This window comes from Sphingomonas echinoides ATCC 14820, from assembly GCF_000241465.1.
Lineage (GTDB): Bacteria > Pseudomonadota > Alphaproteobacteria > Sphingomonadales > Sphingomonadaceae > Sphingomonas > Sphingomonas echinoides.
This window is the reverse complement of sequence record NZ_JH584235.1, coordinates 617,713-641,105: the sequence shown is the minus strand read 5'-3', so window position 1 is coordinate 641,105 and position 23,393 is coordinate 617,713. Positions and strand designations below refer to the sequence as shown.

At 63.6% G+C, this 23,393-nt stretch carries 15 protein-coding genes; 14 read left to right on the top strand and 1 reads right to left on the bottom strand.

Annotation, left to right across the window (positions count from 1 at the left end):
- Positions 1 to 7 precede the first annotated feature (7 nt).
- The 12 genes from ON00_RS02940 (at position 8) to ON00_RS02880 (ending at position 20,032) form a co-directional block, all read left to right on the top strand.
- On the top strand, positions 8 to 2,059 hold the full coding sequence (locus tag ON00_RS02940; RefSeq protein ID WP_029622382.1) for an autotransporter assembly complex protein TamA: 2,052 nt from the start codon (positions 8 to 10) through the stop codon (positions 2,057 to 2,059).
- The gene (locus ON00_RS02935; protein ID WP_010403060.1) at positions 2,059 to 6,288 is read left to right on the top strand and encodes a translocation/assembly module TamB domain-containing protein; all 4,230 of its coding nucleotides are present in this window, start codon (positions 2,059 to 2,061) and stop codon (positions 6,286 to 6,288) included. The genes ON00_RS02940 and ON00_RS02935 overlap by 1 nt, the downstream gene beginning before the upstream one ends.
- A 63-nt stretch (positions 6,289 to 6,351) precedes the next feature.
- Positions 6,352 to 7,845, top strand: a complete 1,494-nt coding sequence (locus tag ON00_RS02930; RefSeq protein WP_010403059.1) for a flavin-containing monooxygenase — start codon at positions 6,352 to 6,354, stop codon at positions 7,843 to 7,845.
- 60 nt (positions 7,846 to 7,905) lie between these two features.
- The gene (locus tag ON00_RS02925; RefSeq protein ID WP_245535524.1) at positions 7,906 to 8,571 is read left to right on the top strand and encodes a CerR family C-terminal domain-containing protein; all 666 of its coding nucleotides are present in this window, start codon (positions 7,906 to 7,908) and stop codon (positions 8,569 to 8,571) included.
- Positions 8,568 to 9,677 (top strand): HlyD family secretion protein, encoded by a 1,110-nt coding sequence (locus ON00_RS02920; protein ID WP_010403057.1) that lies wholly within the window; start codon positions 8,568 to 8,570, stop codon positions 9,675 to 9,677. Before ON00_RS02925 ends, ON00_RS02920 begins: the two co-directional genes overlap by 4 nt.
- Before the next feature lies 1 nt (position 9,678).
- Positions 9,679 to 11,280, top strand: coding sequence for a DHA2 family efflux MFS transporter permease subunit (locus ON00_RS02915; RefSeq protein ID WP_010403056.1), 1,602 nt, complete (start codon positions 9,679 to 9,681; stop codon positions 11,278 to 11,280).
- Positions 11,277 to 12,749: an efflux transporter outer membrane subunit gene (locus ON00_RS02910; protein WP_010403055.1), complete on the top strand. Its 1,473-nt coding sequence runs from the start codon at positions 11,277 to 11,279 to the stop codon at positions 12,747 to 12,749. The genes ON00_RS02915 and ON00_RS02910 overlap by 4 nt, the downstream gene beginning before the upstream one ends.
- Positions 12,750 to 12,786: 37 nt before the next feature.
- On the top strand, positions 12,787 to 13,956 hold the full coding sequence (gene argE / locus ON00_RS02905) for an acetylornithine deacetylase (protein WP_010403054.1): 1,170 nt from the start codon (positions 12,787 to 12,789) through the stop codon (positions 13,954 to 13,956).
- 483 nt (positions 13,957 to 14,439) lie between these two features.
- The gene (locus ON00_RS02900) at positions 14,440 to 15,681 is read left to right on the top strand and encodes an EAL domain-containing protein (protein WP_010403053.1); all 1,242 of its coding nucleotides are present in this window, start codon (positions 14,440 to 14,442) and stop codon (positions 15,679 to 15,681) included.
- Positions 15,682 to 15,730: 49 nt separating this feature from the next.
- Positions 15,731 to 16,959 (top strand): IS3 family transposase gene (locus ON00_RS20070; RefSeq protein ID WP_211207151.1). Its coding sequence is split into 2 segments (ribosomal slippage): positions 15,731 to 16,063 and positions 16,066 to 16,959, totalling 1,227 coding nucleotides; the frame shifts between segments, so codons are not numbered across the junction.
- A gap of 154 nt (positions 16,960 to 17,113) precedes the next feature.
- Positions 17,114 to 19,579, top strand: coding sequence for an ATP-binding protein (locus tag ON00_RS20065; RefSeq protein ID WP_010403050.1), 2,466 nt, complete (start codon positions 17,114 to 17,116; stop codon positions 19,577 to 19,579).
- A gap of 63 nt (positions 19,580 to 19,642) precedes the next feature.
- Positions 19,643 to 20,032 (top strand): response regulator, encoded by a 390-nt coding sequence (locus ON00_RS02880; RefSeq protein ID WP_010403049.1) that lies wholly within the window; start codon positions 19,643 to 19,645, stop codon positions 20,030 to 20,032.
- 102 nt (positions 20,033 to 20,134) lie between these two features.
- Here ON00_RS02880 and ON00_RS02875 read toward each other — a convergent pair whose 3' ends face one another.
- Positions 20,135 to 20,875 carry a Crp/Fnr family transcriptional regulator gene (locus tag ON00_RS02875; protein WP_154651267.1) on the bottom strand — a complete coding sequence of 247 codons (741 nt, stop codon included), beginning with the start codon at positions 20,873 to 20,875 and terminating at the stop codon, positions 20,135 to 20,137.
- A gap of 52 nt (positions 20,876 to 20,927) precedes the next feature.
- On the opposite strand from ON00_RS02875, the gene ON00_RS02870 reads away from it, so the two are divergent.
- Together ON00_RS02870 and ON00_RS02865 are read left to right on the top strand one after the other, a co-directional pair.
- Positions 20,928 to 22,967: a toll/interleukin-1 receptor domain-containing protein gene (locus ON00_RS02870; RefSeq protein ID WP_010403047.1), complete on the top strand. Its 2,040-nt coding sequence runs from the start codon at positions 20,928 to 20,930 to the stop codon at positions 22,965 to 22,967.
- Between the two features lie 15 nt (positions 22,968 to 22,982).
- On the top strand, positions 22,983 to 23,381 hold the full coding sequence (locus tag ON00_RS02865; RefSeq protein WP_010403046.1) for a hypothetical protein: 399 nt from the start codon (positions 22,983 to 22,985) through the stop codon (positions 23,379 to 23,381).
- Positions 23,382 to 23,393 lie beyond the last annotated feature (12 nt).

Here is a 23,393-nt window from a genome sequence, read left to right as displayed (position 1 = left end):
GGGTTTGCTGCTATTTTCAACGGGACTGATCGCTGTGGCCGCTGGCGGCGTGCAGCAAGCGCCGTCCGCTGTTCCCGTCCCGATGCCGAAGGTGGGGGATCCGCAAACCGCCGAACCGCCGATCGTCCCGGATGACACGTTCAACAAGGCGCTGCCGCCGTTGTCGAACGACATCAACGCCCCGCTGGAACCACTTTCACCCATCGCCATGCCCACTCCGGCTGCTCCAGCGGAAGCGGTGCCGCCCGAATTAACGCAGCCGCTACCGGCGTTGCAGGCATTCGATTCGACGCCGCTTGTGGATGTCACCGTCAAGGACGCGAAGTCCCCGGACATTCGCTACGACACTGTCATACGCGGGCTGGATACGCTGGGGTTGACCGGCAAGTTCAACGGCCTGTCGGCGCTCAGGGGCGGCGACGGCAAGGCGGCCAATGCAACCGTGGTCTCGGCACGCGGGCATGAGGATGAAGATCTGGCGATCCGCCTGATGAAGTCGCTCGGTTATTATGATGGCACCGCCATCTCGACGATCGAACAGATCCCCGGCGACACCGCACGCGTCCGCGCGATCGTCTCCGCCACGCCGGGTAAACAGTATAAGCTCGGCACGATTATGGTGCAGGCGGCACCGACTCTTCCCGCTGGACTGGTCCAAAGCCTGCTCCCGCTGCGCACCGGCGAAGCGATCGAGGCCGAGCGAGTGCAGGGCGCGGAAGCTAATGTTGCGCTGGTGCTGCCGCAGCGCGGCTATCCCTTCGCCAAGGTCGGGCAGCGCGACATCCTGCTCGATGACGTTGCGGGAACGGGCGATTATACCTTGCCGGTCGATGTCGGCCCGCGATCCTCGTTCGGCACCTTCACTACCGAGGGGCGGCTGGCGTTCGGCGCGGCGCATGTCGGCGTGCTGACGCGCTTCAAGCCTGGCGATCTGTATGACAATCGCAAGGTCGACGACCTGCGCGCGGCGTTGGTCGCGACGGGGTTGTTCTCGACCGTGTCGGTGGAGCCGGTCCGCACCGGCAATATCGGTCCCGATGGCACCGAGCAGGTCAATCTGTTGGTCGAGCAAGAGCGCGGGCCGGCGCGGTCGGTGGCGGTCAGCGGCGGGTACAGCACCGGACAGGGCATCCGGCTGGAAGGATCGTTCACCCATCGCAACCTGTTCCCGCCCGAAGGCGCGCTGATCGTGACGGCGGTAGCGGGCACGCAGGAGCAAGGGGCCACTGCCACCTTCCGCCGCTCCAATGCCGGGCGGCGCGACCGGACGGTGACCTTCACGGCTGGGGCCGACCATTCCAATTACGACGCCTTCGACGCCTTCACGACCACGTTTTCGGGGCGGATTTCGTATGACTCCACGCCGATCTGGCAGAAGAAGTTCACCTACGCTTATGGGTTCGAGCTGACCGGCACCAACGAAAGCGTCTATGATTTCGGGCGTGGCGCGCGGCGGCGCGCGACCTATTTTATCGCGGCATTACCCGGGCAGGTGGAATTCGACCGATCGGACAGCCTGCTTAATCCGACCAAGGGCTATCGCCTGAAGCTCAGCCTCAGCCCCGAAACTTCGGTACGCGGCGCGGTGCGCCCCTATGCGCGAACGCTGGTCGAAGCGAGCGGCTATTACCCGATCGGCGACAGTATCGTGCTGGCTGGGCGGGTGCGCGCCGGGTCGATTGCTGGCACCGATCGCGACGATCTCGCCCCGTCGCGGCGTTATTATGGCGGCGGTGGCGGATCGGTGCGTGGCTATGGCTATCAGCGGCTCGGGCCGCTCGATCCCAATGGTGATCCGGTCGGCGGCCGCTCGATCAACGAATTCGCGCTTGAGGCGCGCTACCGCTTCGGCAATTTCGGGATCGTGCCCTTCCTCGATGGCGGCAATGCCTATGAGAGCGTCTTGCCCAAGGCGACGGACTTGCGCTTCGGGGCCGGGATTGGCGGGCGCTTCTATACCAATTTCGGGCCGCTGCGCTTTGACGTCGCGACGCCGCTCAACCCGCGCAAGGGCGACGGCAAGATCGCGCTCTACATTTCCATTGGGCAGGCCTTTTGATGACCGAACAGACTGTCGTCATCGCGCGTGCACCCTTCTGGCAGCGGGCGCTGAAATGGGTTGGGCTCACGCTGTTGGGGCTGATCGTTGTGGCCGGGCTCCTGGTGCTTGGCCTCAACACCGCGCCGGGCCGCCGGATCATCGCCAATTCACTGGGCGGGTACACCACGGCGTCCGGCCTCAACATCAAGGTCGGGCGGATCGAAGGTTCGCTGTACGGCGCAATGGTGTTGACCGATGTGCGCGTCAGCGATCCCAAGGGCGTGTTCCTGACCGCGCCGCGCATCGCGGTGGATTGGCGGCCGTTCGCCTATCTGAACAACCATATTGACGTGCGCTCGGCGCAAGCGGCGCTGGTGACGATGCAACGCTCCCCGGCGTTCAAGGCGGTGCCGACCGACCCCAATGCGCCGATTCTGCCCGATCTGGACATTGATATCGGGCGGTTGACGGTCGCGCGGATGGTGCTCGCGCAACCGGTGACGGGGGCGGTCCACATCCTCAAGATCGACGGCGCGACCCATATTGCCGAGCGGCGCGCGCAAGTGACCGCCAGCGTCTCGGCGCTGGCCGGGCGCGGTATTGCGGGCGGCGATCGGCTGATCTTCAAGCTCGACGCCGTGCCCGATGCGAACCGGCTGGACCTCGATGCGCATCTGGTTGCCCCGGCAACCGGCGTGGTTGCCAGCATGAGCGGGCTGAAGGCCCCGCTCGATTTCAGCATTGGCGGCAAGGGCAGTTGGAAAGCGTGGCAGGGCAAGGCGGCCGGCACGCTGGGCGGCGCGTCCTTCACCGATCTGGCGCTGACCGCGAACAGCGGCACCTTCACCGTGCGCGGCTTCGCCAATCCGGGCCTGTATCCCGGCGGCGCGCCCAAGACGGAGGCGAGTGCGGCCAATCCGCTCGCCCGGCTGACCGCGCCGCGCGTGCAGGTCGCGCTCACCGCCACGCTCGACCAGCGGCGCGTGACGCTGTCGGGGGCGCTGCGCTCCGATGCGCTGGCGCTGAATGCCAAGGGCCTGCTCGACCTTGCCGAGAGCCGTTTCGGGCAGTTCGCGGTCGATGCGAAGTTGCTGACCCCCGGCGCGATCGCCCCCAATTTGCGCGGGCGCGATGTGGCGGCGCGCGTCGTGCTCGACGGCAAATTCGCGACGCCAACCGTCAATTATGTCGTGACCGCCGCCGTGCTGGGCTTTGGCGAGACGCAGGTTGAGAAGCTCTACGCGTCGGGGCTGGCGCGGGTGAATGCCGACCATATCATCGTCCCGCTCGCCGCCCGCGCTGCGCGCGTGACCGGGCTCAATGCGGCGGCAGGTGGCTTGCTCGACACTGTCGCGATCAATGGCGATATTGCCATCACCGGCAATACGCTGCTGTCGGACAATCTGCGGATCCGTTCGAACAAGATCGACGCGACCGCCTTGGTCGTCGCCAATTTGAAGACCGGCCTCTATCGTGGCGCGCTCAACGGGCGAGTGAATGATTACCGGATCGATGGCGTCGGCATCGTTTCGCTGCGCACCGATGCCAAAGTGGTGACGGTGGCGAGCGGCGGCTTCGGCATTACCGGCCATGTTGCGGCCAGGACATCGCAAATCTTCAATGACGGCGCGCGCAGCTTTCTTGGCGGAAATGCGGTGGTGACGGCGGATGTCGGCTATGACCCGAACGGCATCGTCACCTTCCGCAACCTGCATTTGGCCGCGCCTCAATTCCGCGTGACGCGCGGGCAGGGGCGTTATGATCCAAAGGGCCCGTTGCTGGTCGAAGCGGACGCCTATTCGACGCAATATGGCCCGCTCTTTGCCCGCGTCACGGGCACCGCGACCAAGCCGGTCGTGCTGCTGCGCGCGCCGCGCCCCGGCGTTGGGGTGGGGCTGGTCGATCTGGAAGCGACGGTGCGCGGCACGGGGTCGTCTTATGCCGTGCTCGCCAAGGGCGGGACGCAATATGGCCCGTTCACCGCCGACCTAAACGTCACGCCCGGTACGCAATTGGCGGTCGACATCCGCAAAGCGCGTTTCGCCGGGGTCGATTTCACCGGGAAGCTCCAGCAGCTTCCCGCCGGGCCTTTCGCCGGGCGTGTTCAGTTCGCCGGATCGGGCATTAACGGTGCCGCGCTGCTCGCCGCGCAGGGCAAGGTGCAGCGCGTCGATGTCGCCGCCCGCGCGAGCAACGCCAAGGTTCCGGGCGCGGTCGACTTCACGATCGGACGCGCGATCGTCAATGCACAGGCGATCCTCTACCCCAACGCGCCGCAGATCGTTGCCGACGCGCAAGTTGCCGATCTGCGCTACGGCGCGGCAGTGCTGTCGAGCGCGCGCGCGAAGGTCAATTACGTCAATGGCAATGGCACCGCGCAGGCGGTTGCGTCGGGCTCGAACGGCGTGCCGTTCCATATCGCCGCCAATGCGCGGCTGAGCCCAACCTTGTGGCTGGTCGCGGCGCAGGGGCAGGCCAACGGCATCGGCTTCAAGACCGGCACGCCTGCGCGGATCGCGATCGAGCGGGGGACCTATCATCTTCAGCCGACGCGGATCGATTTTGACAAGGGCAGTGCGCGCATTGCCGCCGATTATGGTGCGGGGCTCGTTGCCAAGCTCCGCCTCGATGCGCTCGACCTCTCGGTCGCCAACGCAATCGTTCCGGATCTCGGTCTTGGCGGATCGGCCACCGGCTCGCTCGATTATACCCAGCCGCGCGGGGCTGCTGTGCCGACCATCGCCGGGCAATTCCGCGTCACGCGGTTCACCCGATCGAGCCTGGCGAGCGTCTCCGAACCCGTGGATTTGGTCACGCAGATCGGCTTGAACGCCAATGGCGGCGATCTGCGCGCGTTGGTGCAGCGTGGCGGCACCACGATCGGGCGGTTGGTAGTCACGCTGGGGTCGCTCGGCGGCGGTAGCGATTGGACGCAGCGGCTGATGACGGCCCCCTTGTCGGGCGGCATTCGTTATAATGGTCCGTCGGGCGTGCTGTTCTCCTTTGCGGGCCTGTCGCGGCAGCAACTGTCGGGGCCAATCGCGGTGGCGGCCGATTTTGCAGGCAGGGTCGATGCTCCACAACTGACCGGCCTGCTCCGGGCGGATTCGCTGACCTATGACAATGAAGTTTATGGCACGCGGCTGACCCAGATGAAGCTCGCCGGGCGCTTCACCAATGACCGGCTGGAGATCACGCAGCTGTCGGCGCGGGCGGGCGAGGGGACCGTGCAGGGGCAGGGATCGGTCGGCTTCTCGGCGGCAGCGGGCTTCCCGATTGATGTCCGCGCGACGCTCAACAATGCGCGCCTCGCCAGCAGCGACGCGCTCGGCGCGACTGCGACCGGCACGATCGCGATCACCAACAGCAAGGCCAATGGCGGCCTGATCACGGGGGATTTGCGCATCCCCAATGCGCGCTATGAGATCATTCGCCAGGGCCAGGCCGATGTTGCGGAACTGACCGGCGTGCGCCGCAAGAGCGACCTCATCAAGGCCAATGCGCAGGCGACCGCGCCCGCCGAACCGGTCGGGCTGTTCAAGCTCGACCTGCGCGTGCGTGCGGACAATCAGTTGTTCGTGTCGGGCATGGGGCTCGAATCCGAATGGCAAGCGGATTTGCGCGTCGTCGGCACTTCGCTCGCCCCGCGCGTAACCGGCAATCTCGAGATCGTGCGCGGCACCTACTCCTTCGCCGGCAAGCGCTTCGACGTGACCAAGGGCGACGTCCGGTTCGACGGCGGCGCTTTGGTCGATCCGCAAATCGCGCTGAGTGCCACGACCACCACCAACGGCATCACCGTGGTGATCGATGTCTCGGGCACGGGGCAGAAGCCGCAAATCGCGTTCAACTCCACCCCCGCTTTGCCGCAGGACGAGGTGCTTAGCCGGTTGCTGTTCGGCAGTTCGGTCACCAATCTATCGGCAATCCAGGCGATCCAGCTCGCCGCCGCGCTCAACTCGTTGCGCGGCTCCGGCGGCGGGCTCAACCCGCTTGGCAAATTGCGCTCGGTCGCCGGGATCGATCGCCTGCGCATTCTCGGGGCGGACAGCGCCACCGGGCGCAGCACGTCCCTGGCGGCGGGCAAATACATCACCAACAACATCTACGTGGAGGTGATCACCGATGCGCGCGGCTTCACCGCCACACAGTTGGAGGTTTCGCTGACGAAGGCGCTCAGTGTGCTGTCACAAGCCGGGTCGTTCGGTGGGTCCAACGTCACGGTGCGCTACAAGAAAGATTTCTAATCGCAACGGATCGCTTCCCGTGAGCCCGAAAATCGAATATCGGGTATCCTACGGAGAGCGATTATGAGCATGGAACATTTCGACGTCGTCGTTGTCGGTGCGGGGATTTCCGGGATCGGCGCGGGCTATCATCTGCAAACCCAATGCCCCGACCGAAGCTATGTGATTCTCGAAGGGCGAGCGGCATTGGGCGGGACGTGGGACCTGTTCCGCTATCCCGGCATCCGTTCGGATTCGGACATGTTCACGCTGGGCTATGCGTTCAAGCCGTGGACCGAGGCGAAAGCGATCGCCGATGGTCCCTCGATTTTGAAGTATGTTAGCGACACCGCGCGCGACTATGGTATCGATCGCCACATCCGCTTTGGCCATCACGTCAAGCGCGCGGCCTGGTCGACGGCAGAGGCGCGCTGGACGGTGGAAGCGGAGGGGCCGGACGGGCCCGTCGCTTTCACCTGCAATTTCCTCTTCATGTGCAGCGGCTATTACAATTACGCGCGCGGCCATGCGCCGGAATGGCCGGGCATGGAGGATTTCGGCGGCCGGATCGTCCATCCGCAATTCTGGCCCGCCGATCTCGATTATGCGGCCAAGACCGTGGTGGTGATCGGCAGCGGAGCGACCGCGGTGACGCTGGTGCCCGCCATGGCCGAGAGCGCGGCGCATGTCACGATGCTGCAACGCTCGCCAACCTATGTCGTGTCGCGACCGGCGGAGGATGCGACGGCCAATTGGCTGCGATCCAAATTGCCCGCGAAACTGGCCTATAGCCTCGTGCGCTGGCGCAACGTGCTGTTCCAGATGTTCTTCTTCAACCTTGCCCGCAAGCGCCCGGAAAAGACCAAGGAGCGGCTCATCGAAATGGTGCGGGGCGAGCTTGGTGCCGATTACGACGTCGCGACGCATTTTACCCCACGCTACAACCCGTGGGATCAGCGGCTATGCCTGGTGCCCGATGCCGATCTGTTCGCGGTGATCAAGAGCGGGAAGGCTTCGGTGGTGACCGACACGATCGCGCATTTCACCCGCGACGGCATTACGTTGCAATCGGGCGCGGAGCTGCCCGCCGACCTAGTGGTGACCGCGACCGGGCTGGAATTGCAATTGCTGAGCGACGTCGCGTTCAGCGTGGACGGTGCCCCGGTCGATTTGTCGAAAACCTTCAATTACAAAGGCATGATGTTTTCGGACGTGCCGAACATGGCGACCTCGTTCGGCTATACCAATGCCTCGTGGACGCTGAAGGCGGATCTGACCTGCGCCTATGTGTGTCGGCTGCTCAACACCATGAAGAAGCGCGGGTTGCGACAGGCAACCCCGCGCGTTGGCGATGCCGCGCTAACGCCAGCGCCGTTCCTGGACTTCAGTTCGGGCTATGTGACTCGCGCGATGGAGAAATTCCCGAAGCAGGGCAGCAAGACGCCGTGGCGCGTCCATCAAAATTATGCGCGGGACTTGCTCGCGCTGCGCTACGGATCGGTCGATGACGGGATGGAGTTTTCCAATCCCGCAATTCCCGAAGCCGCCCAAGCGACGCAGCACACGATAGACGCCTGAGCCACGCAACCTAACCGCAGGAGCGGCGTTTTTGCGGCGTTGCACAATTTGCAGATTGCCTTGTTCGTTCGAACGAATTATCGGCGTCACGTGGTCCAGCAACGACTCCTTGAAATCGCGATCGCGGAATTTGCCAGCAAGGGGCTGGACGGCGCGAGCACGCGCAGCATCGCCGCTGCGGCAGGCACGGCGATGTCCTCGATCACCTATCATTTTGGTGGCAAGGAAGGGCTATACCTTGCCGCCGCCGGCCATATCGCCGCGCAAATGGGCGGTACGCTCTCGCCTCTGATTGACGGCGGCGTTCCCGAAGGCATGACGCCAGCGGCCGCCCGCACGCTGATCCACGCCATCCTGGCCAGTCTGGTCGAGAAGATGACGGGTCAAAAAAACACGTCCTACTCGCTGTTCATCATGCGCGAGCAGATGGAGCCGACCGCTGCGTTCGAGCGCATTTATGGCGGTATGCTGGGAACCATGCTCCGCACGCTTGCGCATCTGGTCCAGATCGCAACCGGGCGCGACGATGGCGATACGGCACGCGTTGCCGTTGTCACCTTGATTGGGCAGGTCGTCACGCTGCGGGCTTCGCGCGCGACGGTTCTTAAGCTGATGCAGCGTCCCGACCTTGATGCCTCCGCGATCTCCGCGCTTGGGGGCCGGATCGCCGCCAATACCGATGCCATTCTCGACCGACTGATCGCCGAACGACAGGAGCTTTCATGAGCGACACGCCCCAGCCCGAAGCGAAATCCGGGGAGGCTCCCTCGGCAGCCGAAGAACCCTCAAAGCCGTCGATCTTCAGCAAGCCGCTGTTCTGGATCATTTTCGTCCTGGTGGTCGGCGCGATCGCGATCGCAGCGGTGCTATATTATCTGGACGCACGGCAATATGAGTCGACCGACGATGCCTTTGTCGATGCCCATATCGTGCGGATCGCGCCGAAAGTCGCCGGCACGCTGAAGTCGGTCGCGGACATCGATAACCGCCATGTCGAAGCAGGTCAGGTGCTGGCCGTGATCGAGCCGTCAGGGCCCGAAGCGCAGGTCGCCGAGGCCGACGCCAATGTGAAGCAGGCGCAAGCCCAGTTCGAGCAGGCGCGGGCGCAAGTTCTGGCCTCGGAGGCAACGCGCGATCAGGCGGTCGCACAAGCGCGGGCACCGATCGCCACCGCCGCCAAGGCGCAGCAGGATCTCGCGCGTTACGAAGCGCTACGCCGGATCGACCCTGCCGCCGTTGCCGGGCAGCAGCTTGATGCGGCGCGTGCAACCGCGCGCTCCACTGCGGCAGAGGCGGCGGCGGCACGACAGCAAATCGATAGCGCCGCTGCCAATATCGCCGTCGCGCGCCGCCAGGTTGCGGCTGCACGTGCGGTGATTGAGGCGCGGCAGGCCTCGGTGCGGCAGGCCAATGTAACGCTCGGCGACAACCGGCTGGTCGCGCCGGTCGCGGGGCAAGTGGTCAATCGTCAGGTCAATATCGGATCGTATGTCGGGCCGGGCACGCAGTTGATGGCGATTGTGCCCGATCACATCTGGGTGACCGCCAATTTCAAGGAAACCCAGCTGCGCGACATGACCGCGGGCAAGCCGGTCGACATCAAGGTCGATGCTTATCCCAACGTCAAGTTCAAGGGCCATGTCGACTCGATTCAGCGCGGCGCGGGCCAGGCGTTTGCCTTGCTGCCCCCGCAGAACGCGACCGGAAACTATGTCAAAGTGGTGCAGCGCGTGCCGGTGCGGATCGAGTTCGATACCAAAAATGCGCCCGATCCCCGCAAATATCCGCTGGGGCCTGGCATGTCGGTAATCCCCACGGTCAAGGTTCGCTAAGATGGCGAGCGCCGCAGCGCGCGCGGACGGATGGGATCCGACCCGGTCCGCAGCGGGCAGTTTCAGCCCGTGGCTGATTGTCGCGATCATCTCGATCCCGACCTTCATGGAGGTGCTCGACACGTCGATCGCCAACGTCGCGCTCGATCATATCGCGGGCGGCCTGTCGGTTTCGAACGATCAGGCGACGTGGGTGCTGACCAGTTATCTGGTCGCCAACGCGATCATCATCCCGATCAGCGGCTGGCTGTCCGATGTTATCGGGCGGAAGCGCTATTTCATGATCTCGATCGCGCTGTTCACGCTGTCTTCGCTCATGTGTGGTCTTGCCCCCAATCTCTCGACGCTCGTCATAGCGCGCGTTTTGCAGGGAATTGGCGGCGGGGGACTGGCCCCGGTCGAGCAATCGATGCTCGCCGATACCTTCCCGCCGCGATTGCGCGGGATGGCGTTTGCGGCATTTGCGATTGTGGTGGTGGTGGGGCCAGTGCTCGGGCCGACGCTGGGCGGCTATATCACCGAGAATTCGAGCTGGCATTGGGTGTTTCTCATCAACGTGCCGATCGGCATCGTGTCGCTATTCCTCGTCAACCTGTTCGTCGACGAACCCAAGGCGATCAAGGATGACCGCGCGAAGCTGCTCAAGCGCGGCATTCGGGTCGATTATATCGGCATCATCCTGATCGCATTGGGGCTGGGGTTCTTCGAACTTACGCTCGATCGCGGCGAGCGGGAGGACTGGTTTGCGAGCGGCTTGATTATCGCGACCACAACGATTTCGGCCGTGTCGCTGATCGCGCTCGGCTTCTGGGAAACCCGGCATCCCGAGCCCGTGCTCGATCTCAAGCTCCTGAAAAGCCGGAATTTCTCGCTGACGCTGCTGGTGATGGGCGTGACCGGCATGATCCTGTTCGGCACCACCCAATTGATCCCGCAAATGTTGCAGCAGGTGCTTGGCTATACCTCGTTCCAGGCCGGGTTGGCGCTGACCTTTGGCGGGGTGGCGACGCTGGTGGCGGTGCCGTTTGCCGGGCGGCTGTCGGGCGTCGTCGACGTGCGGTTGCTGCTGTTTCCGGCCTTGCTCGTCCAGGCATTCGCCTTGTGGAACATGACGCATCTGAACGCCGACATCACCTTCCTCGATGCGGGCGTGGCGCGGCTGTATCAGGCGATGGGGCTGCCGTTTCTGTTCGTGCCGATCAGCGCGGTCGCCTATGTCGGCTTGCCGCAGAACAAGACCGCGCAGGCGTCGAGCATGTTGAACGTGGCGCGGAATCTTGGCGGATCGATCGGTATTTCTGCCTCGCAAACGATGCTGGCATCGGGCCTGCAGCGGCATCAGTCGGATCTGGTCAATGGGCTCAATCCGCTCAACCCCAATTATAACGACTGGCTGGCCAAGGCCGGAAGCACCTTTGGCGGGCCGGGCGACACCATCACGCCGCTCGCCGTGCTCTACAGCCAGGTGCAGCGGCAGGCGGCGATGCTTGCCTTTCTCGACGTGTTTCATTCGTTGATGGTCGTGGTGCTGTGCGTCGCGCCCGTCGTTTTCTTGATGCGCTCCGGCAAATCCGGTGGCGGTGGTGGAGGCATGGCGCATTGACCCGCTCTCTCGTTACGGCGGCGCTGCTCGGCGCAACCTTGCTTGGCGGTTGCACCGTCGGCCCCAATTATCATGCGCCGGCAATGGCGGTCCCTACAGCCTTTGCCGAGCCGCAGACCGGTGTGCCGGGTGCCGCGATTGATCCTGCCCGTTGGTGGACCGCCTTTGGCGATTCGACGCTGACGGCGCTGGTCGAGCGGGCGCTGAAGGACAGCCCGACGATCGCGATCGCGGCATCGCGCGTGCGGCAGGCGCGGCTGGACGAGATCGCTGCCCATGCCGTGGGCAAGCCGACCGTCGATGCCAGTGGCAATGTGACGCATGTCGAATTCAGCAAGAATGCCGGCTTTTCATCGCTTGCCAGCCTGTTCTCGGGTGGCAGCAGCGGCGGGAGCTCGAGCGGCGGCATTGCGCTGCCCGGTAGCGGAATTACCACCTACGCCGCCGGGTTTGATGCGAGTTGGGAGATCGATCTGTTCGGCGGCGGGCGGCGCGGTGTCGAGGGTGCGCTGGCACGCACCGACGCGGCGATCTGGTCGCAGCGCGACGCGGCGGTGACGTTGGGGGCTGAAGTCGCCCAGGCGTATTTTGCGCTGCGGCTGGACCAGGCGCAAATTGCCGTGGTCGAGGACGAACTCGGCCAGCAGCGGCGCGCGCTGCAGATCGCGGGCAATGTCGCCAAGGTCGGGCTCAGTCCGCAAATCGACGTGAAACGACAGCAGCAGTCGATTTCCAGCATCGAAGCACGGCTCGAGCCGTTGCGCGCGGATGTGCGGGTGCGGATTCATGCGCTGGGCATTTTGCTCGGGACCGAGCCGGAAAACCTGACCGCAGACTTGACCGGGCCGCTTCCGGCGTTGCAGCCGGTGCCCGTCATTCCCGCAGGTTTGCCGTCGGATCTGCTGCGCCGCCGCCCCGATATTCGCGCGGCCGAGCGCCAATTGGCGGCATCGACCGCAGACATTGGCGTGGCGGTGGCCGACCTCTACCCGAAATTCAAACTGACCGGGATGGCGCAACTCATCTCCACCTCGCTTGGATCGCTCGTGTCCGGCGACAGTATCCAGGCGACCGGGGTAGGGGGGGTAACCTTCCCCTTGCTCGATTGGGGGCGGCGCAAGGCGACCGTCGGCCTGCGCAAGGAAGACCGGGAACAAGCCTATCTGCGCTATCGCACCACCGTGCTCGGGGCGTTGCGCGATGTCGAGGATCCGCTCGCGCGGATCGATGCCGAGCGTCGCCGCAATGCGGCTTTGCAGCGCGCGGTTGCGGATGCGCAAGCGACGGCGCATGCGATCGAGGCGCAGTATCGCACCGGCTTCGTCGCGCAGAACAGCTTGATCGATGCGCAAGTCGCGGTGCTCAGCGCGCGCGAGCAGCTGGTCGCGAGCGACGCGCAATTGCGGCAGGATAGTGCGGCGTTGTTCAAGGCGATTGGCGGCGGATGGGAGGACTCTGCCGCCGGGTGATTGGCAAGCGCACGCAGGCACGCCTAAGGTGCGTTACATGACCACGAGCGATGACTTGAAAAGCGCCGGTCTGCGGCATCTGGAAACGCTGATCGGCTTCGACACCACCTCGCGCGATTCGAACCTTGCGCTGATCGGGTATGTTGAGGACGTTCTGCGTGGGCACGGCGTGACCAGTCGACGTGTAGCGAATGCCGACCAGACCAAGGCCAATCTGTACGCGACGATTGGCCCGGCGGTGGCAGGCGGCGTGGTGCTCTCCGGCCATACCGACGTTGTCCCCGTCGACGGGCAAGCCTGGACCAGCGACCCGTTCGTCCTGACACAACGTGGTGAGCGGCTTTATGGCCGCGGGACGTGCGACATGAAGGCGTTCCTCGCGCTCGCGCTGGCGGTGGTGCCGCGGTTTGCAACCGGCGCTGCCGCGCGGCCGTTGCATCTGGCCTTCTCCTATGACGAAGAAGTGGGGTGCCTGGGTGCGCCGTCGATGATTCGCGAACTCGTCTCCGAGCTTCCCGCACCGCTAGCCGTGATCGTAGGGGAGCCGACCAATATGGAGGTGGTCAGCGGTCACAAGGGCATATCGACCTGGCGGGTGACGGTGAAGGGGCACGAAGCGCACTCGAGCCTGACGCATCTGGGTGTATCGGCCAATATGGTTGCGATCGGGCTCATGGCGCAGTTGCGCGCCTTGGCAGAGGCGCTCGAACAGCATGGCGACCCCGCATCGCTCTATCACCCGCCACATGCGACGTTGACGATCGGGCTGATGCAGGGCGGGACGGCGGTGAATATCCTCGCCCGCGAATGCAGTTTCGTGTTCGATCTGCGCACACCGCCGGGCCAGGACCCCGACCGCATCATCGCCCCGTTTCTCGAGGCATGCACCCGCGAGGACCGCGCGTTGCGCGCGCGTTTTGCCGATGCCGGGGTGTCGGTCGTGCGGCGATCGGCAACGCCCTCCTTTGCGCCCGAAGCGGATGGAGCCGCCGAAACACTTGCCCGCCGCCTGGCTGGCGATAACGGGCCTGCGCGCGCGGTACCCTATGCCGCAGAGGCCGGCCAGTTTCAGGGGGCTGGATTTTCGACGGTGATTTGCGGGCCGGGCTCGATTGAGCAGGCGCATCAGCCGGACGAATATCTGGAGATAGCGCAATTTGAACGCGGCGCGGCGTTTATGGCGCGGCTGGTTGAGGCAATGGCGTAACGATAAACCTGATTACGCTGTCAGGTGCCGCCCTTTTATTTGCATAGCCGTCTTAACCGTATTGGGACAGACTGCCCCAGTCCCGAATCGGGACAGCGAAACCCTGTGCGCGTAATGCCGCTGACAGGAACGTTTCGAGCGGTCTCGGTAAAACACCGACCCGACACGGAGCTAACCCACTCAAATAGCGAACGGATCACCCCCGCATCGGGTCGATAGAACGATTTACCAGGGGCGGCTGCCCTCGCCGTAAACCACATCGAGGATGAAGCTCAACATCACGTTTTCTCCCTTACACACCCAGTTGGGTGCTCGGGGTTATTAATTGAATCTTAACGATAATGCAATCGCGTTTCGGCGACGCAACGAGCCCGGCGGGGACGATTAACGGTTCGTTTAATGCTCCCGTTTACCTCGAAATCTATGGTGCGTGCCGTGCAACCCCCGAATCCGCGTCGTCGCCCTCCGGAGCAGCGAAAGGGTGTGCCCGACGCGCCGGGCAAAATCTTACAGCGCGGTCTGGAAAATGCCCGGCAAGCGAGCGGATCAAGCGCGTGGCAGATCGTTTGCCTGGTCGAAATCGCGAATTTCTCGGCACTGCGACGCAAGATCGGGCGGGTCGGTGCGGACAGCCTGGGCTTTGATCTGGAACGGCGCATTGGCGCGATCCTGCCCGACAGTTCGACGATGGTCGTCAGCCGCACGGTGATTGAGGTGTCGTTCGAGCGGGCGAGTTTTGGCGAGTTCGAAACGGCGTTGGCCGCGCTCCGGAGCGCTGCAGATGGTCCGCCCGATTTGGAGGAGGCGTGCGCCTTTCAAATCGTTATTGGCGGTGCGGCGGCACCGTTCGGAACGATCGAAAATGTGCGGCTGATCGAAGAAGCTGAAGGTGCTTTGGAGGATGCGCGTTCGGCGCATCAGCCGGTGGTGCGCGATCTATCGGTGTGCACCCCGACCTTCGACCGGCAGACGCTCACGCGCGAGATGCCTGCGGCGATCCTGAATGGTGAGATGTTCCTGCAATATCAGCCGAAAGTGCACGTTCGCGAACAACAGATTTCCAGCGCGGAAGCCCTGGTACGCTGGCAGCATCCTAAACGCGGCCTGATCCTCCCGGGGGATTTCATCACGGTGGCAGAGCAGGCGCAGCAAATTGCCGCGCTGACGCTCTGGACGCTCGACGAGGTGATCCGGGATCAAAAGATCCTGGCGGCGGACGGACATGACCTGACGATCTTCATCAATATCTCGGGTCAGCTTCTCAGCGACAAAGACTTTGTCGAAGCGACCTGCGCCAAGATCCACAATTGCGGTGCAAAAATCGGATTTGAAATTACCGAAACGGCGGTGATCCGCGATCCGGAATGCGCGATCGCCAACCTTCAGATTTTTGCGGATCGCGGTATCGTCATCGCGATCGACGATTACGGGGCCGGTCTGTCCTCGCTCGCATATCTCAAGCAACTCCCGGCGCGCGAACTGAAAATCGATAAGATGTTCGTGCTGCAATTGACGAGCAGCAATCGCGATCCGTTGATCGTGCGCTCCACCATCGATCTCGCCCATGCGCTGGATATGGAGGTGACCGCCGAGGGCGTGGAGACCCAAGCCGCAATGGCGCTGCTTTCGGTCATGGGCTGCGACATGGTTCAGGGATATTTGATCAGCCGACCGATCTCGATCGACGCTTTTCGGCGCTTCCTGCTGAGGTGGCCCCCTAAATGACCTGACAGGATCTCGCTCTTATATAAGAGTGAGGCATATGACTGACGGTATGACCAGGCGTTACAATGATGGTGAGGTTCTCTCCGGTGTTCAGCGCCGGAGGCGATGGACACCGGAGGAAAAAGTTCAGATCGTCGAGGAGACGTATTTGCCGGGGATGAGCGTATCGCTCGTCGCGCGCCGGCACGGCATCAGCGGCAGCCAGGTGTTCACCTGGCGCAGGCTGATGAGGCAGGGTGCACTGACCGCTGCTGCAGCCGGTGAGGAAGTAGTGCCGGCGTCGGAGTACCGCGCGCTTGAGGCGCAAGTGCGTGAACTGCACCGGCTGCTCGGCAAGAAGGCCATGGAGAACGAGCTGCTCCGCGAGGCTGTCTCCCGGGCCGCAGGCCCAAAAAAACTGTTGTTGCGCTCGACCTCGTTGCCAGGGGATGGTCTGTGAGCGCGGTGGCAGAGGCGCTCGATATCGCCCGCCCACATCTGTCCGCGATGCGCAACCGACCACCGCCACGACCGCGAGGCCGACCGCCGTTGCCCGATGTCGAGCTGGTCGCCGAGATCCGCCTGCTCGTGGCCGGCTTACCGACCTACGGCTATCGCCGCGTTCATGCCCTGCTCCGCCGTCAGGCCGAAAAGGCCGGGTGCGCAGCGCCCAATCCAAAGCGTGTCTACCGCGTCATGAAGGTGCACGGGCTGTTGCTCCAGCGAGACGGTGAGCGCCGCGAGGAACGCCGCCACGACGGTCGGGTCGCTGTCGATCAGCGCAACACCCGCTGGTGCTCCGACGGACTCGAGATCGCTTGCGACAATGGTGAGAAGGTCCGTGTCGCGTTCGCGCTCGACTGCTGCGATCGCGAGGCGATGGGGCATGTCGCAACGACAGCCGGCATCACCGCCGAAGACGTCCAGGATCTGATGGTCGCCACCGTCGAACATCGCTACGGGCAGGTAAACCGTGTGCCGCAGCCGATCGAATGGCTGACCGACAACGGCAGCTGCTACACTGCACGCGGTACCCGGGCCTTCGCCCGCGATATCGGCCTCGTGCCGCGCACGACACCAGTCAGCTCTCCACAATCAAACGGCATGGCAGAAGCCTTCGTTCGCACCCTCAAACGCGACTATGTCCGCGTAAATCCAAGGCCGGATGCGAAGACTGTCATCGCGCAGATCCCCGACTGGCTCACCCATTATAATGAGGTGCATCCCCACCGCGCTTTGGGCTATCGATCACCCCGCGAATTTATCGCGCAAAACCGCGAGGCCTTGTCAGGCCTTTAGGGGGCACCAACACCTGCACGAATACCGCGCGCGCCCCGCAGAGGATGCGCGGCAATCGATGTTCAAGCGGCCGGCGACGTTTTGGAAAAGCGCCTGAGCGCTATTTTTGACGAATTAGCGCGAATTTAAGGACTGTTCTGACAGGAGTGGTGCCATGAGGCACCTGATGTTCCGTCGGATCGTGATGCTGTTCCTGATCGCGCTTAGCGCGTGGGGGCTTGCTCGGCCGGCATTTGCCCAAACTTCGGCACAATGGGACGTTCGCTACGATGCGCTGGTGGCGGATGCCAAAGCGCAGATGTTTGGCGACCCCTTGATCGCGATTGATCGTGCGCGGGCGGCCGAGGGGATGGCCGCTCACCTAACCGTGGCGCGCCGAAACACGGCCGTGGCAACCGCGCAATGGCTGCAGGGGGAAGCCTATTTGCGGCTGAACGACACGGCCCGTGCCGAGCCGCTGATCGAACGCGCGCTCGCGCTGGTTGCGAAACCTGCCCAGCCGACAAAACTGTACGGCGATCTCTTGCTGTCGCGGGGTGGCTTGAGACTGGCCGAAGCCGATGTGGCGGGCGCTCTCGCGTCCTACCAACAAGCGCATAACATTTTCCGGGACATTGGCGAGGCGCGCAGCCGCGCAATCGCCATCGTCAGCATCGGTTTCCTGTATCAGGAAGCGGGCGATTTTAAGAGCGCCTTGCGATATTTCGATCAGTCGGCGGATATCTACAAAGGCGATCAGCGGCTTTTGTTTTCGATCTACACGAACCGCGGCATCTGCTTGATGGATTTCAATAAAATCGCACAAGCGCAAACAGCGTTTCGAAAGGCGCTGGCGCTGGCGCACGATCTGAAGACGCCAACCCTGGAAGCGAGCACGCTGCGCAATATCGCGCGGGCGCAGCTGTTTGCGGGGCAACGCGCCGCCGCCGAGCGCAGCATCGCGCTTGGGTTGCAGGCCGAACGCGGAGTCGATGCGGCGGCGTCGCGGAACCATTTTCTGGTGCTTTCGGCTTGGGCAGCTCGGCTGCGCGGCAACCTGCCCGAGGCCCAACGCCTGATTGAGCGGGCGTTCGCCAATGTCGACCCCAACGCCTCCACGCTCGACATGCGGGAGGGGCATCTCGTTGCGTACGATATTTACAAAGAGACCCACAACCAAGCCAAGGCCCTGGTCCATTTGGAGGCTTTAAAACAGGTCGACGACAAAACCTCCAAGCTCGCCGCATCGGCCAACACCGCGCTCGCCGCCGCCCGGTTCGATTTCGCGAACCAGGAGCTGAAAATCGAAAAGCTGAAGCGCGCTCAGTTGCTCCGCAACATCGAAGATGCGCGCAATCGTGCGCGGACCCAGCAAACCATCTTTGGCGGGCTGGCCGTGGCGACGGTCATCATCGTCTCTATGCTTGCCTTCGGCTTGATTACGATCCGGCGCAGCCGCAACGAAGTGCGCGCGGCCAACGTCGATCTGGCAAAAACCAACGAAGCGCTGGGGCGTGCCTTGGCCGCCAAAACCGAGTTCCTCGCCACCACCAGCCATGAGATCCGCACGCCGCTCAACGGCATTCTTGGCATGACCCAAGTGATGCTGGCGGATCGCAGCCTGGAGGAACCGCTGCGCGATCGCATCGGCGTGGTGCATAGCGCGGGCGTCACGATGCGCGCGCTGGTGGATGACATTCTGGACGTCGCCAAGATGGAGACGGGCAACCTCACCATCGAACAGGTGCCGTTCGACCTCAAAGCGATGCTGCGCGATGTTTCGCGGATGTGGGAGGAGCAGGCGCGGGGCAAGGGATTGGGCTTTGTCCTTGATCTTGAAACCTGTCCCGATTTTATCGAAGGCGATCCCGCGCGGATGCGGCAGATTGCGTTCAACCTGCTCTCCAACGCCTTGAAATTCACCGAGCGGGGCCAGATCACCGTCCGCGCTTTTAGCGAGGGATCGGCGCTGCGGATCAGCGTCAACGACACCGGGATCGGCATCCCACACGACAAAATCGGCATCATTTTCGAATCGTTTCGCCAAGTTGATGCCGGCACAACGCGCAAATATGGTGGCACCGGGCTTGGTTTGGCGATTTGTCAGAATCTCGCGCGCGCAATGGGCGGCGATGTGACGGTGCAGAGCGTGGTGGGCACGGGAACGACCTTTACGCTTTCGCTGCCATTGGCGCTGGCACCGGCTCCAACCGTCACCATGGCCTCCGCCGAGGCCACGCCAGACGCATTGCTGATCCTGGATCGCAACCCAATCTCGCGCAGCATGTTGCGCGCGGTCCTCGAAGCGCGCGCTGGCGTGGTGCTGTTCGCGGGGAGTGTCGACGAGGCTGTCGCCCGGATCGTGCAGGGCGGCGTTACCCGCGTCCTGATCGACGATGCGACGGCACAAGCGGAGAGCGATGTGGACGCTGGCCTGGCCGCGCTGGGAGCGAGCGATGCGATAACGACCTTGCTATGGCGCGCGCCGAGTGCCGAAGATTGCGCCCGTTTCGCGGCGATGGGGATTGACCGCGTGATCGCCAAGCCTATCGCGGGCGCGGCGTTGGCGGCGGCGATGTTCGGCAACGCGGTACCGGCTGCGAAATCCGCATCGGAGGTGCTTGTAACGCAAGCGGCATGACACGATAGAGATGCACATCATGGCGTATTTTTCCTCTCGTGATTCCATAACGGATTGCCCCCGGTGAACATCCTGTTCATCGAAGACGACCCGATGAATCGGCGCGTCGTGAAAGACATGCTCGACGTGGCTGGCGCGACCATGACGGGCGCGGAAAGCGGGGAAATCGGACTGGCGCTGATCGACGCGCAGGATTTCGAGATTGTCCTGCTCGATTTGCGGATGCCGGGGATGGATGGGTTTGAAACGCTGCGCCACATCCGGGCGCGCAGCGACGCGAAGGCCCATTTGCCGGTGATCGTCGTGACGGCGGATACTGCGGTCGATTTGCGCGAACGGTGCATCGCCCAAGGGGCTGACGAGGTCTTGTTCAAACCCGTCGCGATGGATTCGCTCTTCGATGCGATCGGCCGGATGCTCGCCAAAGGCGCGGGCGACGGGATGATCGGGTGATCTAGCCTGTCTCGGCGGGTTCCTCTTCCCATGAGGCCGACCGCGGCACGCAACAGGACCGTGGACAAGGGGACGCGCCGCCGCGCGCAGTTTCGGACATGGCTATTCGGACAAAGAAGGGTCGCCGCCCTGGCGCTCGATTTCTGCGGTGAGCGCGGAAACGGCGGTGATCAGGAGATCCCTCCCGGTCCGAGCGATCAGGCCAAGCGCGGCCAGTCGTGCAAACTCGCGGCTCACGACTTCGCGTTGCGTTCCCACCAAGACGGCCATTTCGGCATGGGTGGGGATGCCGGTAATGCGGGCCTGGTCCTCCGCGACCCCGCTCGCTCGCGCCATTCGCAGCAATTCCATTTGCAAGCGGCAGGGGGCGGGGATCGCACCCAATCGGAAGACTTGCGCGCTCAGGCTGCGGACCATCGCGGTCAGATCTTCGAGCAACGCTTGGGTGAAGCCCGGACACTCGGACAGCAGCGTCTTGACGAGCGCTTGGGGCAGCCGTCCGATCTCCGCCACGCTCAGCGCGAAAACATTGGCCGATCGCGGGGCACCGTCAATCGCGGCCAGTTCACCGAAGTGCGCCCCCGCTTCCAATCGGCGATACCCGATTTCACGTCCCGCCCGCGAAAATTGATTCGCCAACAGGGTTCCGGCGGCAACGATATAGACGTCTTCGCCGGGTTCCTGCGCCCGCACAACCTGTTCTCCGCGTTGATAAATCCGCCACACAGTGTGCGCTGCCACATGCGCGCGTTCCGCCTGGCTCATGTGGCGGAACAGCGCACAGCGCTCCACGGCCGCCATGGCGGCCGACGAGATTTGTTTCGATCCACCAACATCTTGCATCAAACGCTCAATGCCCTAGGCATTCTGCGTTGGCCAGCCGGGGGGCGAGTACGTGGCACAGTTTGCGGACTATATAGCGTTTATCAGTTACAGCCATAGTGATCATTACTGGGCGGAGTGGCTGCATCGCGCGCTGGAACGATATCGGCCGCCGCGCCGCCTGGGCGCAGATCCGGGCAAGCCGACGCGGCTGCGTCCGATCTTTCGCGATCAGGCCGAACTCTCGGCCGGCCCGGATCTTGGCGATTCGATCCGAAGCGCGCTCGATCGCTCTTCCTATCTGATTTTGCTGTGTTCTCCCGCCGCGCTTGCGTCGCGCTGGGTCAATGCGGAATTGGCGCATTTTCTGACGACGCATTCGCCGGACCGCGTTTTGTGCGTCCTTGTCGGGGAGGCGCAACCGGATCTGTCGCTGCTGGAATGCCTGCCGCAAGCACTGCGCGAGGCGCTGCCGGCCGGGCAGGAGCCGCTCGCCGCAGATTTGCGCCCCGGAGGCGATGGGCGGCGTCTCGCGCGTTTGAAACTGGCGGCGGGATTGCTGGGCGTGGGGCTCGATCTTCTGATCCAGCGCGATGCCCGGCGTCGCACGCGCCTGATGGCGGCGATTACCGCAGCTGCAATGCTGCTCAGCGTCGCCTTTGGCGCGCTGGCGCTCGCCGCGATCGACGCGCGGCGGCTCGCCCAGCGGCAAGCCGCCGAAAGTGAGGACCTGGTGGCGTTCATGCTGGGCGATCTGCGCGGCAAGCTGGAACCGGTTGGGCGGCTGGATGTGCTCGACGGAGTCGGCCGCAAAGTGCTCGATCATTATGCCCGCCTCGACGATGACCGGTTGGATGATCCCGCGCTGGCGCAGCAAGCCAAGGCGCTGACGCTGATCGGTTCGATCCGGGTCAAACGAGCGGACTTGCCAGGTGCCGCGCAGGCCTTCACCGACGCGGCGGCGACGTCGGCGCGGCTCGTCGCGCGTGCGCCGCAGGATGGCACTCGTCTGTTTGACCATGCGCAGAACATCTACTGGCTGGCGTTCGTAGAGTGGAAGCTCGATCATGTCGCGGCCGCAGAGCATGGTTTCGGGGAATATGCCCGGCTTGCCGACATGTTGGTGCAGATCGACCCCAAGCGTGCGGACTGGCGGCTGGAGCCCGCTTATGCGCGGAGCAACCTGGGGACGCTCCTGCTTGAGCAAGGGCGATATCGGGATGGGCTTGCCGCGTTTGAGGTGGCCCGCGCGGGATTTAAGGACGCAAGCCAAAAGGCACCGGGGGACAGCGATCGCTTGGCCGATCTGGTCGACGCGCAAAACTGGGTTGCCGACGCTCAATTCCTGCTTGGCAATGTGCGCGAGGCCTATGTCGAGCGCGCGACCGCCTCGACGATATTGCACACCCAATTCGCAAGCGATTCGGCCAATCGCCCTTTGGAAGAGAAGGTGTATGCGGCCGATCTCGCTTTGGCGCGGCGGGCGCTTGACCTTGGCAAGCTGGACGAGAGTTCAGCCGTATTGGGGCGGGCACGAGCGGGGCTTGCCAAGCTTGTCGCCTTTGATCCCGGCAACGCAGTGTGGCTGGCGGATGCGGCGCTTGCGGATCTCGACGCGGTCGACCTTGCGATCGCCAGGGGAGATGTTGCCGGCGCGCGGGTGGCGCATGACCTGGCCCGGCAACGGATTGCCAGGTTACGGTCGATTGGCGGAGCCACGTGGCGCTGGAAGCCACTGATTGAGGGGCGATGGCAGCGGCAAGCGATTGAGCGGTCACAGCGCGCGGGCGACTCGGGCGGGGCTTCGCGTGCGGCGTCTGTGCTGTTGGTCGAGGCCGCAGCGCATCCGCTGCGTAAGGAGCCCGGGCAAGTCGCCATGTTGGTCGGTTTTGCGCGGCTCGCACGCGGGGAAGCCGATCTGGCGATCGCCACCTTGGCCCCGCTTGAATCCGTTCTGCTACCCGAAGGGCGCGACACTCTCGCGCGGGCATGGCTTAAACGCGGCGATGCGGCCCATGCGCAGCAAACCGCGCGCAGCCTGTATAATTCAGGGTACCGGCGGCCGGAGTTTCTTGCCTTTTGGAAGAAATCCGGTTTAACTGTCAGTCAGTGAAAAGGGGGGATCATTATGACTCAAGTTTGGCCTGCGCTGACGACAGAAATTGTTGTCGGAATCGATTCGACCTATAATTTTATGAATTATATCGATCCGGAAAATCCGGTTCCTTTGGTCCTTTCGTTAGACCAGCCGACGACGATTATCTTTTCTCTGAAAGACGATCTGATCGATGCCGGTTGGATGTTTCAGGATCGGCCATTCGTTGTGGGCGCCGATTACAGTATCAATTTCTCCAGCTATAGCTGGCTTGAAAACAGCGTCGGCGACGCTCCTGCCCCCAAGTCCAAATTTCGTATCGTTTTTCAATGTGCGCGCCTCGGCATCTATGAATATAGCTTGATGTTCGTTGACAGCCATGGCCAAAAAATCGGACTGGACCCCAAGATTGAAAATGGCGGCGGTCAGTAAGACGGCCACGGC

Excerpts from the sequence above, each read along its gene's own strand:
- ON00_RS02935 (WP_010403060.1), top strand. The coding sequence starts at position 2,059 with ATGACCGAACAGACTGTCGTCATCGCGCGTGCACCCTTCTGGCAGCGG.
- ON00_RS02930 (WP_010403059.1), top strand. The coding sequence starts at position 6,352 with ATGAGCATGGAACATTTCGACGTCGTCGTTGTCGGTGCGGGGATTTCC.
- ON00_RS02920 (WP_010403057.1), top strand. The coding sequence starts at position 8,568 with ATGAGCGACACGCCCCAGCCCGAAGCGAAATCCGGGGAGGCTCCCTCG.
- ON00_RS02915 (WP_010403056.1), top strand. The coding sequence starts at position 9,679 with ATGGCGAGCGCCGCAGCGCGCGCGGACGGATGGGATCCGACCCGGTCC.
- argE (WP_010403054.1), top strand. The coding sequence starts at position 12,787 with ATGACCACGAGCGATGACTTGAAAAGCGCCGGTCTGCGGCATCTGGAA.
- ON00_RS20065 (WP_010403050.1), top strand. The coding sequence starts at position 17,114 with ATGAGGCACCTGATGTTCCGTCGGATCGTGATGCTGTTCCTGATCGCG.
- ON00_RS02875 (WP_154651267.1), bottom strand. The coding sequence starts at position 20,875 with ATGCAAGATGTTGGTGGATCGAAACAAATCTCGTCGGCCGCCATGGCG.
- ON00_RS02865 (WP_010403046.1), top strand. The coding sequence starts at position 22,983 with ATGACTCAAGTTTGGCCTGCGCTGACGACAGAAATTGTTGTCGGAATC.